At 67.1% G+C, this 13642-nt stretch carries 12 protein-coding genes and 1 tRNA gene; 9 read left to right on the plus strand and 4 right to left on the minus strand.

Annotated features, from left to right (window positions below; genetic code table 11):
* Positions 1 to 4: 4 nt before the first annotated feature.
* The 6 genes from RVY76_RS00925 (at position 5) to RVY76_RS00950 (ending at position 5994) form a co-directional block, all read left to right on the plus strand.
* A complete protein-coding gene (locus tag RVY76_RS00925; protein ID WP_317375184.1) occupies positions 5 to 1150 on the plus strand; it encodes an ABC transporter substrate-binding protein in 1146 nt (381 codons plus the stop codon).
* Between the two features lie 78 nt (positions 1151 to 1228).
* Positions 1229 to 2137, plus strand: coding sequence for a branched-chain amino acid ABC transporter permease (locus tag RVY76_RS00930; RefSeq protein WP_317375185.1), 909 nt, complete (start codon positions 1229 to 1231; stop codon positions 2135 to 2137).
* Positions 2130 to 3107 carry a branched-chain amino acid ABC transporter permease gene (locus RVY76_RS00935; protein WP_317375187.1) on the plus strand — a complete coding sequence of 326 codons (978 nt, stop codon included), beginning with the start codon at positions 2130 to 2132 and terminating at the stop codon, positions 3105 to 3107. The genes RVY76_RS00930 and RVY76_RS00935 overlap by 8 nt, the downstream gene beginning before the upstream one ends.
* Positions 3100 to 3846 carry an ABC transporter ATP-binding protein gene (locus tag RVY76_RS00940; RefSeq protein WP_317375188.1) on the plus strand — a complete coding sequence of 249 codons (747 nt, stop codon included), beginning with the start codon at positions 3100 to 3102 and terminating at the stop codon, positions 3844 to 3846. The genes RVY76_RS00935 and RVY76_RS00940 overlap by 8 nt, the downstream gene beginning before the upstream one ends.
* Positions 3843 to 4529 (plus strand): ABC transporter ATP-binding protein, encoded by a 687-nt coding sequence (locus RVY76_RS00945; protein ID WP_317375190.1) that lies wholly within the window; start codon positions 3843 to 3845, stop codon positions 4527 to 4529. Before RVY76_RS00940 ends, RVY76_RS00945 begins: the two co-directional genes overlap by 4 nt.
* Positions 4530 to 4587: 58 nt before the next feature.
* On the plus strand, positions 4588 to 5994 hold the full coding sequence (locus RVY76_RS00950) for an FAD-binding oxidoreductase (RefSeq protein ID WP_317375191.1): 1407 nt from the start codon (positions 4588 to 4590) through the stop codon (positions 5992 to 5994).
* Positions 5995 to 5997: 3 nt separating this feature from the next.
* On the opposite strand, the gene RVY76_RS00955 is transcribed toward RVY76_RS00950, so the two are convergent.
* Together RVY76_RS00955 and RVY76_RS00960 are read right to left on the minus strand one after the other, a co-directional pair.
* The gene (locus RVY76_RS00955) at positions 5998 to 7518 is read right to left on the minus strand and encodes an aldehyde dehydrogenase (NADP(+)) (protein ID WP_317375192.1); all 1521 of its coding nucleotides are present in this window, start codon (positions 7516 to 7518) and stop codon (positions 5998 to 6000) included.
* A gap of 76 nt (positions 7519 to 7594) precedes the next feature.
* On the minus strand, positions 7595 to 8704 hold the full coding sequence (locus RVY76_RS00960) for an iron-containing alcohol dehydrogenase (RefSeq protein ID WP_317375193.1): 1110 nt from the start codon (positions 8702 to 8704) through the stop codon (positions 7595 to 7597).
* Between the two features lie 216 nt (positions 8705 to 8920).
* Here RVY76_RS00960 and RVY76_RS00965 point away from each other — a divergent pair, with 216 nt between their 5' ends.
* A complete protein-coding gene (locus tag RVY76_RS00965; protein ID WP_317375194.1) occupies positions 8921 to 9682 on the plus strand; it encodes an SDR family NAD(P)-dependent oxidoreductase in 762 nt (253 codons plus the stop codon).
* An 84-nt stretch (positions 9683 to 9766) separates the two neighbouring features.
* Here RVY76_RS00965 and RVY76_RS00970 read toward each other — a convergent pair.
* Positions 9767 to 9852 (minus strand) — tRNA-Leu (locus tag RVY76_RS00970).
* 134 nt (positions 9853 to 9986) lie between these two features.
* Here RVY76_RS00970 and RVY76_RS00975 point away from each other — a divergent pair.
* Entirely contained in the window at positions 9987 to 10976 is a 990-nt protein-coding gene (locus RVY76_RS00975) for a complex I NDUFA9 subunit family protein (RefSeq protein WP_317375195.1), read from the plus strand.
* Here the strand turns inward: RVY76_RS00975 and RVY76_RS00980 are convergent.
* Positions 10967 to 11770 (minus strand): undecaprenyl-diphosphate phosphatase, encoded by an 804-nt coding sequence (locus RVY76_RS00980; protein ID WP_317375196.1) that lies wholly within the window; start codon positions 11768 to 11770, stop codon positions 10967 to 10969. The genes RVY76_RS00975 and RVY76_RS00980 overlap by 10 nt on opposite strands.
* A gap of 208 nt (positions 11771 to 11978) precedes the next feature.
* Between RVY76_RS00980 and RVY76_RS00985 the strand changes: the two genes are divergently transcribed.
* Positions 11979 to 13412, plus strand: a complete 1434-nt coding sequence (locus RVY76_RS00985) for an NAD(P)-dependent oxidoreductase (RefSeq protein ID WP_317375197.1) — start codon at positions 11979 to 11981, stop codon at positions 13410 to 13412.
* The last annotated feature ends 230 nt before the right edge of the window (positions 13413 to 13642 follow it).

The following is a 13642-nucleotide window of genomic DNA, read 5'->3' on the forward strand; positions in this document are numbered from 1 at the left end:
GCTGATGCGGACGAAGACCTTCATCGCGGCAGGCGCGATCGCCACGCTCGCCGGCATGGCGGGTGCCCAGGAAGATGGCGGCGTCAAGGTCGGCATGATCACGACGCTTTCGGGCGGCGGCGCGGGACTTGGCATCGACACGCGCGACGGCTTCATGCTGGCGGTGGAACAGGCCGACCGCGACGACCTCGAAGTCGTGATCGAGGATGACGAACAGGCCCCCGACATGGCCGTGCAGATCGCCGACCGGATGATCCAGCAGGAGGATGTGGACGTGCTGACCGGCATCGTCTGGTCGAACCTCGCCATGGCGGTGGTTCCGGGGGCGGTCGCGCAGGGCAAGTTCTATCTCTCGACCAATGCGGCCCCCGCGCAACTCGCCGGACGCGGATGCGATCCGAACTACTTCGCCGTCAGCTACCAGAACGACAACCTGCACGAGGCGGCGGGTGCCTATGCCACGCAGGCCGGCTATACCGAGACGTTCATCCTGGCCCCGAACTATCCCGCCGGGCAGGACAGCCTCACCGGGTTCAAGCGCTTCTACGAGGGCAACCTGTCGGGCGAGGTCTTTACCCAGCTCGGGCAGACCGACTACGCCTCCGAGATCGCGCGGATCCGGGCCTCGGACGCGGATTCGGTCTTCTTCTTCCTGCCGGGCGGAATGGGAATCGCTTTCCTCAAGCAATATGCCGATAGCGGGCTCGACCTGCCCGTCATAGGGCCGGCCTTCAGTTTCGATCAGGGGATTCTCCAGGCCGTGGGTCCCGCCGCGCTCGGCGTCCGGAACACGTCGACATGGTCGAAGGACCTCGACAACGATGCCAACCGCGCCTTCGTCGAAAGCTTCGAGGCCGAATACGGGAGGCTGCCGTCGATCTATGCCGCGCAGGGCTTCGACACGGCGAACCTGCTGATCTCGGCCATGGACGCGGCATCGATCGACGATCCCGACGCCTTCCGCGAGGCTTTGCGGGCGGCCGATTTCGACAGCGTCCGGGGCGATTTCTCCTTCGCCTCGAATCAGCACCCGATCCAGGACATCTATGTCCGCGAGGTGATCGAGGAAGGCGACGTCTTCACCAACGAACTCGTCGCGACCGCGCTCGAGGATCGCTCGAACGAGTATGTCGAAGATTGCGACATGTGACGCCGACCTCTATTCCGCTTTCCTGACATCCGAAGGACCGCGCCTCACCCGCGCGGTCCGCTATTTTTCCGAGGGGCCATGGCGCTTCTGATCGAGCAGGTTCTGAACGGCGTCCAGTTCGGCGTGATGCTGTTCCTGATGGCGGCTGGGCTCACGCTCATCTTCGGCGTCATGGGCCTCATCAACCTGGCACACGGATCACTCTACATGGTCGGTGCCTTCGCGGCCGCATGGGTCGCGGGCACGACGGGATCGTTCCTGCTGGCGCTCGCCGCGGCACTCGCGGCAGCGGCGGCGGCCGGGGCGCTGGTCGAGGTTCTGGTCATCCGCAGGCTCTATGCGCGTGACCATCTCGACCAGGTGCTCGCGACATTCGCCCTGATCCTCATCTTCTCCGAAGGGGTGCGCTGGATCTTCGGGTCCTTTCCGCTCTTTCTCGAGATCCCGGCATGGCTGAGCGGCCCGGTCGCGCTCGGGCCGATCGTCTATTCCAAGTACCGCCTCACGCTCATCGCGGTGGGTCTCGTCGTGGCTTTGGGGCTCTTCTGGCTCACGCGGTGCACGCGGCTCGGCGTCAGGATTCGCGCGGGCGAGGCCGATCGCGAGATGATCGCGGCGCTGGGCGTCGATATCGGACGGCTCTACACCTTCGTCTTCGCGCTCGGCGCAGCACTCGCGGGGCTGGCCGGGGCGCTCGTCGGTGCGATCCAGTCGGTGCAGGTCGGCATGGGCGAACCGGTTCTGATCCTGGCCTTCGTCGTGATCGTGATCGGCGGCATCGGATCGATCAAGGGGGCATTCGTGGGCGCGATCCTCGTGGGGCTCACCGACACGTTCGGCAGTCTCGCGTTGCCCGCCCTCCTGTCGCTGGTGATGACCGCATCCGAGGCGCAGGCCGCGGGCACGGCGCTCGCGCAGGTCGCGATCTATGTGCTGATGGCCGCAATCCTCTTCTGGCGTCCGCGGGGGCTCTTCGGTCATGCCTGAGCGCTGGATCAACGCGGCGCTCCTGGGTGGGCTCGGTGCCGTGGCTATCTGGGCGTCGCTGGCGGGGCAGCCCTTCACCGTGACGCTCGCCACCAAGGTCGCGATCCTCGCGCTTGCCGGGGTGGGGCTGAACATTGCGCTGGGCCTGGGCGGTCTGGTGAGCCTTGGGCACGCGGCCTTCTTCGGGATCGGCGGTTACGCGATGGGGGTGCTGGCCAGCCACGCGCAGGTCTACGATCCGATCTTCACATGGCCATTCCTCTTCGAGGGGTCGAAGTCGATGCCCGTGATCTGGATTTTCGCGATCCTTGCGTCAGCGCTCGCGGCCTGGGCCATCGGGCGCATCTCGCTCAGGACGAGCGGCGTCTACTTCATTATGATCACGCTCGCCTTCGGTCAGATGCTCTACTATCTCGCCATCTCCTGGCCGGCCTATGGCGGCGAGGACGGATTGCCGATCTATCTCAGGAACGGCTTTCCGGGGCTCGACACGCTCGACCCGATCCAGTTCTTCGCGATCTGCTTCGCGATCCTGCTGATTGCACTCTTCGTCATGGCCCGGATCGCGGCCTCTCCGTTCGGTCTCGCTCTCAACGCCGCACGGCAGGCACCCGCGCGGGTCATGGCGGCAGGCATCGACCCCGATCGGCTGCGGCTCAGGGCCTTCGTCGTCTCCGGTGCGATCACGGGCCTCGCCGGCGCGCTCTACGCCGATCTCAACCGGTTCGTCAGCCCGACGATGTTCTCCTGGCAGCTTTCGGGCGAGATCATCGTCTTCATCATCCTGGGCGGCGTCGGGCGGCTCTGCGGGCCCGTGGCCGGGGCCGCGCTCTTCGTTCTGCTCGAGCGTTGGCTGGGCGGTCTCTCCGAGTATTGGCACATCTTCCTCGGACTGTTGCTGCTCGCCGTGGTTCTGGCAGGGCGGGGCGGTATCGTGGGGCTCCTGAGCCGGAAGACCTCGCATGGCTGAGCCCCGCCTGAGCATTCGCGGCGTGACGAAATCCTTCGGCGCGCTCGTCGTCAGCGACGCGGTCGATCTCGACCTCCGCGCCGGCGAGATCCACGCCCTGATCGGGCCGAACGGCGCAGGCAAGTCGACGCTCATCGGGCAGATATCGGGTGCCATCCGGCCGGATGGGGGTCGCATCGCGCTCGACGGGCGGGATGCGACGGAGTGGGACGTTCCCGCACGGGCGCGCGCGGGGCTCGGGCGGACGTTCCAGGTTTCGTCCCTCGCGCTCGAGGACAGCGCGCTGCAGAACGTGATGCTGGCGCTCGCGGGGCGTGAGCGGCGGATCGGTATCTGGCGACGCGCGCTGCTGCGCGACGATCTGGTGGTGCCGGCCCGAGATGCATTGGCCGAAGTCGGCCTCTCGGGGCGCGAAGATGTCCCCGCCGGCGCTCTCTCTCACGGCGACAGGCGACGGGTCGAGATTGCGGCGGCCCTCGCTCTCGATCCCCGCGCGCTCGTCATGGACGAACCGCTTGCCGGGCTCGGCACCGAGGGCGTGGCCGATCTTTCCGCGTTGCTCAGGCGCGTCAAGGCGCGCGCGCCGATCCTGCTGGTCGAACACGACATGGACGCGGTCTTCGCGCTCGCCGACCGGGTCAGCGTCCTCGTCGGGGGCCGGATCATCGCGACGGGCACCGGCCCCGAGATCCGCGCCGATCCGTCCGTACAGGACGCCTATCTCGGGTCGCCGGCATGACCCTGCTCGAGATCGAGGACCTCCACGCCTCCTACGGGCCAGCCGACGTGCTCCACGGCGTGGGCTTCACCGTGGCCGAGGGCGAGGTCGTGGCGCTGATGGGCCGCAACGGCATGGGCAAGACGACCACAATCCGCGCGATCTGCCGGATGATGCCTTCGCAGGGCGGGCTCCGCTTCGCCGGTCGGGATCTGCACGGTCTGCCTTCGCATCGCGCGGCACGGCTGGGGCTCGGCCTCGTCCCCGAGGGGCGTCGCTGCTTCGCGCCGCTCACCGTGACCGAGAACCTGATCGCCGCCGCACGTCCGGGCCACTGGGACCGGGCGCGGGTCGAAGCGCTCTTTCCGCGCCTGGCCGAACGGCGCGAACAGCGGGCGGGCACGCTGTCGGGTGGAGAGCAGCAGATGCTCGCGATCGGGCGCGCGCTCATGACCAATCCGCGCCTTCTTATCCTCGACGAGGCGACCGAGGGGCTCGCCCCGCTCGTGCGGGCCGAAATATGGTCGGCGATCGACGTGCTGACGCGCGAAGCCGGGATGGCGATCCTGATCGTGGACAAGTCGCTTGCCGAACTCGGTCGCATCGCCGATCGCGCGGTGATCCTCACGCGCGGCCGCGACGTCTGGCAAGGGGCGCTGGCTGATCTCGACGCCGATCTCGCGGCGCTGCACCTGGGCGTCTGACCCTCTGGCCAAGCCCTCCACGCTGGGGCAGAATGGCCGCCTTTGCTGGGAGGCTCACATGGATATCCTCGACGCTCTGCGGGACGCGGTCGGTGCGGCGAACGTGCTGACCGGATCCGATGCGGAAGCCTATGCGCGCGACTGGACCGGGTATTACGAGGGCGCGCCGCTCTGCGCCGTTCGCCCCGCATCGACCGAGGAGGTCTCGAAGGTCGTGCGCGCGGCCTCGCAGGCTGGTGTCGCGATCGTGCCCTTCGGCGGCAATACGGGCCTGATGGGCGGCACCCATGCGTCGGGCCGTATCGCCCTGAGCCTCGAGCGGATGAACAAGGTGCGCGAGATCCGTCCATCCTCGCGCATGGCGATCGTCGAGGCGGGCGTGGTCCTGTCGCAGATGCACGAGGCCGCCGATGCGCATGACCTCGTCTTCCCGCTGACCTTCGGGGCGCGCGGGTCGGCGCGGATCGGCGGCGTGCTCGGGACCAATGCGGGCGGGTCGAACGTCCTGCGCTATGGCAACACCCGCGCGCTTTGCGTGGGGATCGAGGTGGTGCTTCCATCGGGCGAGGTCATGGATCTGATGACCGAGCTCGTGAAGGACAATTCAGGATACGACCTGCGCGACCTCTTCATCGGCTCCGAGGGGACGCTCGGGATCATCACGGCGGCCGTGCTGCGGCTTTGGCCCAAGCCGAAGGCCTATGCGACGGCGATGGTCGCGGTGCCCGAGTTGGGCGTGGCGCTCGACCTGCTCAACACGCTCCAGAACGCGACCGGCGGCGCGGTCGAGGCCTTCGAATACATGCCGCGCAACTACATCGACGCCCATCTCGCGCATGGCAAGACGGCGCGGCAGCCCTTCGCCGACGCCCACGACCACAACATCATGATCGAGATCGGCGCGACTGCGCCGCGCGATGCGGAACCCGACGAAACCGGCGCGATCCCGATCCAGACCTATCTCGAAGAGGTTCTGGCCGGCCTGATCGAGGAGGGTCGCGTGATCGACGCCCACGTGGCGCGCTCCGAAAGTCAGCGACGCGAGATGTGGGAGCGTCGCGAGGCCGCGGGAGAGCTCACGAACGCGATGGGCCATTCGGTCATCACCGACGTGTCGCTGCCGCTCGAACGGGTCGAGACGTTTCTCGACCGGTCCAAAACCGAGATCGCGCGGATCGACCCGGATGCCCGGCTGATGGTCGTCTCGCATCTCGGCGACGGCAACGTGCATCTGACGGTCTGGCCCAGCGACATCGAAGCGCATTACGACGCGGTGATGGAGGTGGTCGAAACGATCGTGCGCGATCTGGGCGGATCATTCTCGGCCGAGCACGGCATCGGCCTCGGCAAGCGCGGCTCGATGGCGCGGCGCAAGGATCCCGTGGCGCTCGCCCTGATGCGACAGATCAAGGCGACGCTGGATCCCCGGAACATCCTCAATCCCGGCAAGGTCCTGCCGGACTGAACCTCACGCCCTCAGATCGTCGGGCAGCAGGCTGTCGGGAATGTCCTGGTAACAGACCGGCCTCAGGAACCGCCGGATGGCGAGCGTCCCGACCGAAGTCGCGCCGAAATTGGTCGATGCGGGATAGGGGCCGCCATGCACCATCGCATCGGCCACCTCCACGCCCGTCGGGAACCCGTTGAAGAGGACGCGGCCCGCGCGACGCTCGGCCAACGGCAGCAGGGTGCGCATCTCCGCCGCGTCGCCGTCGTCCATGTGGAAGGTGACGGTCAACTGCCCGCGCATCGCACGCGCGACCGCCGCCATCTCGCCCGCATCGCGGCATCTGACGATCAGGCCGACCGGTCCGAACACCTCCTCGCCAAGCGTCTCTTCGGCAAGCCAGGTCTGCGCGTCGGTGTCGAAAAGGAACGGCGTGGCCTGTCGCGCGCCGGGCTCGGTCTCGAGAACGGTCTCGACGCCACGCACCTCGCGCATGCGGACGGCCCCCTCCCTGTAGGCGGCGGCGATGCCGTCGGTCAGCATGGTCTGCGGTGCCGCATCGCGCAGTGCGGCCGCGGCCGCATCGCGCAGTGCATCGGCACCCGGTCCGTCCATGACGATCACGATCCCGGGGTTGGTGCAGAACTGCCCCGCCCCCATGGTGAGCGACCCGGCCCAGTTCTTGCCGATTTCGCCTCCCCGCGCCGCCGACGCCTCGGGCAGGACGAAGATCGGATTGACCGATCCGAGCTCTCCGAAAAAGGGAATCGGCTCCTCCCGGCTGGCGCAGAGATCGAAAAGCGCGCGGCCCCCCTTGAGCGATCCGGTAAACCCGACTGCCCGGATGAGCGGATGGCGGACCAGGGCCTGCCCCACCGCGTGGTCGCCGCCATGGACGAAGGAGAACGCTCCGGCCGGCATGCCAGTCCGCTGCCGCGCGGCCTCAATGGCCTCGGCGGCGAGTTCGGCCGTGCCGGGATGGCCTTCATGCCCCTTCACGACCACGGGGCATCCCGCGGCAAGGGCCGCGGCGGTGTCGCCACCGGCCGTCGAGAAGGCGAGCGGAAAGTTCGACGCACCGAAAATCGCGACGGGCCCGATCGGCCGCTGGATCATGCGCAGATCGGGGCGCGGCATCGGCTTGCGATCGGGCAGGGGCTCGTCGTGGCGACGGTCGAGATAGTCGCTGTCACGGATATGACGCGCAAAAAGCCGCATCTGGTTCGCCGTCCGCGGCAGCTCCACCGACCGGATCCGCGGCTCGGGCAGGCCGGTCTCGGCCATCGCCGTCTCGGTGATCTCGTCGACCCGCGTTTCCAGTTCCTCGGCAATGGCCTTCAGAAAGGCCGCACGATCCTCGCGCGTGGTTGCGGCATAGGCTCCGAAGGCGTCGTCGGCCGTCACGACGGCCCGGTCGATCAGGTCGGGTGTTCCGATGGGAAAGTCCCGTGCCGCGCCCGTCACGGGGCTGGAGGCAAAGGTCGCTCCCGAGGATACGCGTTCACCGGCGATCAGATGTCCGGCGTCTCTGTTCTGGGTCATCTCGTCTCCAATTTCGGTCTCGTTGACGGGTACCGCGACGCGGGAACTCCGCAGGATCGCTCCGCCGCGTCCCGATTCAGGCGGCGGCCTGCAGGATCGCGAGATATTCCTCGCGGGTCGCCTGCCTCGGATTGGTCGCGTGGCAATGATCGAGAAGCGCCGCATCCGCCACGCGCTCCATCATCGCGCCGGTCACGCCCATCGCGCTCAGTCCCGAGGGCATCCCGAGCCGGGCATTGAGCTCTGCGATCCGCTGGTCGGGCGGCCCGCCCAGCCTTTCGTGCAGGAGATCCCATTTCGCGCCGATCGCGGGCCGGTTGAAGCGCAGCACCTCGGGCATCAGCACGGCGTTGAGCGTGCCGTGGTGCAGGGCAAGCTCGCGGATGGCCCCAAGCGGATGGGTCAGCGCATGGACCGCACCCAGCCCTTTCTGGAACGCCATCGCCCCTTCGAGCGCCGAGATCATCATGTCGCGCCGCGCCTCGGCATCGCCGCCGTCCTGCATCGCCCGTTCGATCGCGCCGATCCCGCGGTCCAGCCCGTGAAGCGCGATCGCCTCGGCCGGCGGATTGAAGGCCGGTGCCATGAACGTCTCGAGGCAATGGGAGATCGCGTCCATCCCCGTCGCCGCCGTCAGGCCCGGTGGCAGCCCGTAGGTCAGCTCCGGATCGCAGAGCGCGATCGAGGGCAGGTTGTGCGGCGACAGGATGCCGACCTTTCGGCCATCCTCGGTGATGATGACCGCCGCGCGCCCGACCTCCGAGCCGGTGCCCGAGGTCGTCGGGACGGCGATCATCGGCGCGATGCGTCCATGGATCCGGGCGACACCGCCGTTGATCGCGGCATATTGCCCGAGCGGTGCCTCGTGTCCCGTCAGCAGTCGCACCGCCTTGGCCAGATCGAGCGACGATCCCCCTCCGAGCCCGATGACGCAGTCGCATCCCTCGCGCCGATAGATCGCGAGCGCGTCCATAACGGCCGCCTCGGTCGGATTGGCCGGCGTCGCGTCGTAGATCGCGACATCGGAAAGGCTGCCGGCGACGCGCGTCACGATCCCGGTCCCGACAAGCCCCGGATCGGTGCAGAGAAGCGGCTTCGTCCCGCCGAGTGCGGACACGAACTCGGCCAGTCGCGCGATCTCGCCCTCCCCGAACTCGATCCGCGTCAGATAGGAAATCAGGGCCATGGGCGACCCCGGACGCAATCAGACCTACTCCTCCGCACGGCGTTTCCTCCCTCGGCCCCCGGATCCGTGCCGCGACGATGGGAGGGTCGCACGGCCAAGTCAACATGCCGCAGGACAGCCTCCCAGGCGATGATCCGGGGCACGTGACGGCTTGTCCGGAGGCGTAGCTGCGTCCAACAATGGGATCGGTTCTGCGACAGCTGGAGGAGTGTGGCGATGCGGATCGACGGGGCAGGGGCGATCGTGACCGGAGGGGCCTCCGGTCTCGGTGCCGCGACGGCGGAACGGCTGGCGACGAACGGGGCGAAGGTCACGATCCTCGATCTCGACGCCGAAAGGGGCGCGGCGGCGGCCGAACGGATCGGCGGGCGTTTCGTGCGCACCGACGTGACGTCGGAGGAAGATGTCGAGGCGGCGCTCGACCGGGCCTTCGACTTCTGCGAGGCGCAGCGCATCTGCGTCAACTGCGCGGGCATCGGTCCGCCGGCCAAGGCCGTCGACCGCGAGGGCCGTGCCCTTCCGCTCGAGAAATTCATGGGGATCGTGTCGATCAATCTCGGCGGCACCTTCAACGTCGCCTCGAAATTCGCCGCCCGGATCCACGCATCCGACCCCGACGGCGACGAGCGTGGCGTGATTGTCAACACCGCGTCCGTCGCGGCGTTCGACGGCCAGATCGGTCAGCCGGCCTATGGCGCGTCAAAGGGCGGGGTGGTCGGTCTGACATTGCCTCTCGCGCGCGAATTCGCGCGCTATGGCATCCGCGTCATGACGATCGCGCCGGGCCTCTTCCTCACGCCGCTCATGGAGTCTCTGCCGGAGGAGGCTCAGGCGAGCCTTGGTGCGCAGGTGCCCTTTCCGAACCGGCTCGGACATCCCGACGAATACGCGCGCCTCGTCCAGTCCATCGTCGAGAACCCGATGCTCAACGGAGAGACCATCCGTCTCGACGGGGCGATCAGGATGGCCCCGAAATGACGGACCCGCGATCCGCACGTTGCGCAATGCTTCAAGCACACACATGCGGTCTCGTCGGGGAATTGCGGATCTCGGGGATCGCAATGGTGCCCAGGAGAGGACTCGAACCTCCACGTCCATACGGACACTAGCACCTGAAGCTAGCGCGTCTACCATTCCGCCACCTGGGCAGGTTGCGTGGGGGCAATTACCGAGGCACCGGGGTGGTGTCAACGGCAAAGAGTGGGGTGTGGGGCAATTGCGGCTTGTGTGGTCTGGCGGGGCGTCCTAAACCCCCGCAAAGCCACGCGGGAAAGGATTTTCAATGGCGAAGATTGTCACGATCCTCGGCGGCTCGGGATTCGTCGGGCGGTATGTCGCGCAGAGGATGGCCGCGCGCGGCTGGCGTGTCCGCGTGGCCTGCCGGCATATCAACAATGCCAATTTCGTCAGGCTCTACGGCGTGGTGGGGCAGGTCGAGCCGGTATTCTGCAACATCCGCGACGATGCATCGGTGCGCGAGGTCACGCGCGCCGCGGATGCCGTCGTCAATTGCGTCGGCATCCTCGCGGAATCGCGCCGTCAGAGCTTCGAGGCGCTGCAGAGCGAAGGGGCCGCCCGGATCGCCCGGATCGCGGCCGAGGAAGGCGTTGAGAAACTCGTCCAGATCTCGGCCATCGGCGCGGACGAGGACAGCCCCAGCGAATATGCCCGTACCAAGGCCCAGGGCGAGGCCGCCGTGCGCGAGGCGTTTCCGGGTGCCGTGATCCTTCGCCCCTCTATCATCTTCGGCAGCGAGGACGAGTTCTTCAACCGTTTCGCCTCGATGGCCGCCCGCTCGCCTGTCCTGCCGCTCGTCAACGGCAAGGTCCGGTTCCAGCCGGTCTGGGTCGACGATGTGGCGCAGGCGGTCGAACGCGCGCTGACCTCCCGTGTCGAGCCCGGCATCTACGAACTGGGCGGGCCGGATGTCCGCACGTTCCGCGAACTTATGGAAGAGATGCTCGACGTCATCCGCCGTCGCAGGCTGATCGTGTCCTCGCCGATCTGGGCCGGACGCATCATGGGTGGCGGGTTCGACCTTGTGGGCAAGCTCACGGGCGGGCTGATCTCCGGGCCGCTCACGCGCGATCAGGTCGACAATCTCTCGAGTGACAATGTCGTCGGGGACGGTGCCAGGACCTTCGCCGATCTCGGGATCGAGCCCACGGCGACCGAAGCGGTGCTGCCCGGCTATCTCTGGCGGTTCCGCCGGTCCGGTCAGTATTCCGACATCAAGGAAAGCGCTCGCCGGCTGCGATCACGTCAGGAATAGGCGATCCACAGCAGGATTGCGCCAAGGCCCAGCCTGTAGATCACGTATGGCGTGAAGCTGACAGACCGCAGCAGGCGGAACATCAGCTTCAGCGCCGCCAGTGCCGCCACGAAGGACAGCAGCGCGACGATCACCATGTCGCGTCCCATGGCGGAGTCGGCATCGGCCGCAACTTCCAGCGACAGCAACGTACCCGAGGCCAGGATGACCGGCACGGACATGAGCATGGCGATGCGCGCCGATCCTTCCCGGTCGTAGCCGAGCGCGCGACCGGCCGTGATCGCGATACCCGAGCGCGACGTGCCGGGGATCAGCGCGATCGCCTGCGCGCACCCCATGAGAACCGCGTCCCGCAGGCCCCAGGCTTCGGCCTTGCGGTACGTCGATCCGCTCCGGTCTGCCCAATAGAGGACGAGGCCGAAGATGATCGTGGACCAGCCGATGACCGCGACGGATCGCATCGCCTCTCCGAGGCCCAGGATCGTAAGGGCCAACCCCGCGAGGATGACCGGCACCGTTGCGATGGCGAGGCAGAGCGCGAGCCAGGCGCCTTGCGTGTCGACGCGGCCCCTGAGCAGCCTTGGAACGCCGAGAAGGGCACCGCGTATGTCGCTCCAGAACATGACGACGACGGCACCGAGGGTCCCGACATGGGCCGCCACGTCGATGGCGAGCCCCTGATCGGCGAGACCGGTGAGAATCGGGAGGAGAATCAGGTGGCCCGAGGATGAGACGGGCAGAAACTCGGTGATCCCCTGGACCAGCGCGACGAGGAAGAGGTGCAGAATGGGCATCGTGTCGCGTTCTCCAGAATTTGGCCGCAAATTAGACCTTTGATTTGCGAGTGAAAGAACTAATAAAGATCCGAAGCGGACCTAATATCAATCTTGTTTGCCGCGGACGTTAGTTGGTCTCACCAAAAGAATAGTGTATAGGTCAGCATAGCTGTCTTTTAATTCTGTTTTAGCCAGTGTAAGCGCCGTTTGCGACAGGAGGGCGACGATGGCCAATCAACCGATGCTGAAATTCGTGAATGTCGGCCGTGCGATGCCCGACAAGCGTCCGGCGGATGCACGCCGCGAGGATTTCGACGAGATCTATGCCGAATTCGCGCGCGAGAAGGCGGCTGAGCAGTCCGGGCGCTGCTCGCAATGCGGTGTGCCTTATTGCCAGAGCCATTGTCCGCTGCACAACAACATCCCCGATTGGCTGCGCCTGACCGCAGAGGGCCGGTTGCAGGAAGCCTACGACGTCAGCCAGCAGACCAACACCTTCCCCGAGATCTGCGGCCGCATCTGCCCGCAGGACCGCCTCTGCGAGGGGAACTGCGTCATCGAGAAATCCGGGCACGGAACGGTCACCATCGGCGCGATCGAGAAATACATCACCGACACCGCCTTCGATGAAGGCTGGATCAAGCCGATCACCAATGCCGGCGAGCGGCCGGAGACGGTCGCGATCATCGGCGCGGGTCCGGGCGGCCTCGCCGCGGCCGACATGCTGCGTCGCGAGGGCGTGCAGGTCACGGTCTTCGACCGCTACGACCGCGCGGGCGGGCTGATGACCTACGGCATTCCGGGCTTCAAGCTCGAAAAGGACGTCGTGATGCGCCGGATCGCGCAGCTCGAGGAGGGGGGCGTGACCTTCCGTCTCAACTGCGACGTGGGCGTCGACGTGACCTTCGAGGAAATCCGCTCCGGACACGACGCGGTGCTGATCGCGACCGGTGTCTACAAGACCCGCGACCTGCAGGCACCGGGTGTGGGCGCGAAGGGGATCGTTCGCGCGATCGACTATCTGACGGCGTCGAACCGCAAGTCCTTCGGCGACGATGTCGAGGAATTCGAGAATGGCGATCTCAATGCCGAGGGCAAGCGCGTCGTGGTCATCGGCGGCGGCGATACGGCGATGGATTGCCTCCGCACCGCGATCCGGCAGGGTGCCAGATCGGTCAAGTGCCTCTATCGCCGCGACCGCGACAACATGCCCGGATCGCAGCGCGAGGTCGCCAATGCCGAGGAGGAGGGCGTCGAGTTCGTCTGGCTCTCCGCGCCCAAGGGGTTTCGCGGCGAAACCGTCGACGGTGTCGTGGTGCAGAAGATGCGGCTCGGTCAACCCGACGCGACGGGCCGGCAGGTGCCGGAACTCATCGAGGGATCGGATTACGTCGAGGAGGCCGAACTGGTCATCAAGGCGCTCGGTTTCGAGCCGGAAGACCTGCCGCGGCTCTGGGGGGTCGACGGCCTCGAAGTGACGCGCTGGGGGACGGTCCTTGCCGATTTCCGGACGCACGAGACTTCGCTGCCGGGCGTCTATGCCTGCGGGGACATCCAGCGGGGAGCGAGCCTTGTGGTATGGGCGATCCGCGATGGACGCGAGGCGGCGCAAGCGATCATGGCGCAGCTTGGACCCCGGGCGGCGGTCGCGGCCGAGTGACGGATGTTGGGGGCCATGCCCCCGCGGCCTTGGAGGCAGCCCCCTTCGGAGTATCTAGGGGGCAAGTAGGACGGGATCGGAGGGTCCGGGCGGGAGGTCGGTAAATGCAGTGTGACATGACCGAACGGCCCGGACGTGAATGGGCGGAGAGCAATACGCCACGCGGCCTTGCCTGGAAAACCACCCGCAAACGGGCTTCGCTGGGGCGGAGGTGATTGCCGACCTTCCGG

Source organism: Palleronia sp. LCG004 (genome assembly GCF_032931615.1).
In the GTDB taxonomy this organism is placed as follows: domain Bacteria; phylum Pseudomonadota; class Alphaproteobacteria; order Rhodobacterales; family Rhodobacteraceae; genus Palleronia.

Excerpts from the sequence above, each read along its gene's own strand:
- RVY76_RS00925 (WP_317375184.1), top strand. The coding sequence starts at position 5 with ATGCGGACGAAGACCTTCATCGCGGCAGGCGCGATCGCCACGCTCGCC.
- RVY76_RS00930 (WP_317375185.1), top strand. The coding sequence starts at position 1,229 with ATGGCGCTTCTGATCGAGCAGGTTCTGAACGGCGTCCAGTTCGGCGTG.
- RVY76_RS00935 (WP_317375187.1), top strand. The coding sequence starts at position 2,130 with ATGCCTGAGCGCTGGATCAACGCGGCGCTCCTGGGTGGGCTCGGTGCC.
- RVY76_RS00940 (WP_317375188.1), top strand. The coding sequence starts at position 3,100 with ATGGCTGAGCCCCGCCTGAGCATTCGCGGCGTGACGAAATCCTTCGGC.
- RVY76_RS00945 (WP_317375190.1), top strand. The coding sequence starts at position 3,843 with ATGACCCTGCTCGAGATCGAGGACCTCCACGCCTCCTACGGGCCAGCC.
- RVY76_RS00950 (WP_317375191.1), top strand. The coding sequence starts at position 4,588 with ATGGATATCCTCGACGCTCTGCGGGACGCGGTCGGTGCGGCGAACGTG.
- RVY76_RS00955 (WP_317375192.1), bottom strand. The coding sequence starts at position 7,518 with ATGACCCAGAACAGAGACGCCGGACATCTGATCGCCGGTGAACGCGTA.
- RVY76_RS00960 (WP_317375193.1), bottom strand. The coding sequence starts at position 8,704 with ATGGCCCTGATTTCCTATCTGACGCGGATCGAGTTCGGGGAGGGCGAG.
- RVY76_RS00965 (WP_317375194.1), top strand. The coding sequence starts at position 8,921 with ATGCGGATCGACGGGGCAGGGGCGATCGTGACCGGAGGGGCCTCCGGT.
- RVY76_RS00975 (WP_317375195.1), top strand. The coding sequence starts at position 9,987 with ATGGCGAAGATTGTCACGATCCTCGGCGGCTCGGGATTCGTCGGGCGG.
- RVY76_RS00980 (WP_317375196.1), bottom strand. The coding sequence starts at position 11,770 with ATGCCCATTCTGCACCTCTTCCTCGTCGCGCTGGTCCAGGGGATCACC.
- RVY76_RS00985 (WP_317375197.1), top strand. The coding sequence starts at position 11,979 with ATGGCCAATCAACCGATGCTGAAATTCGTGAATGTCGGCCGTGCGATG.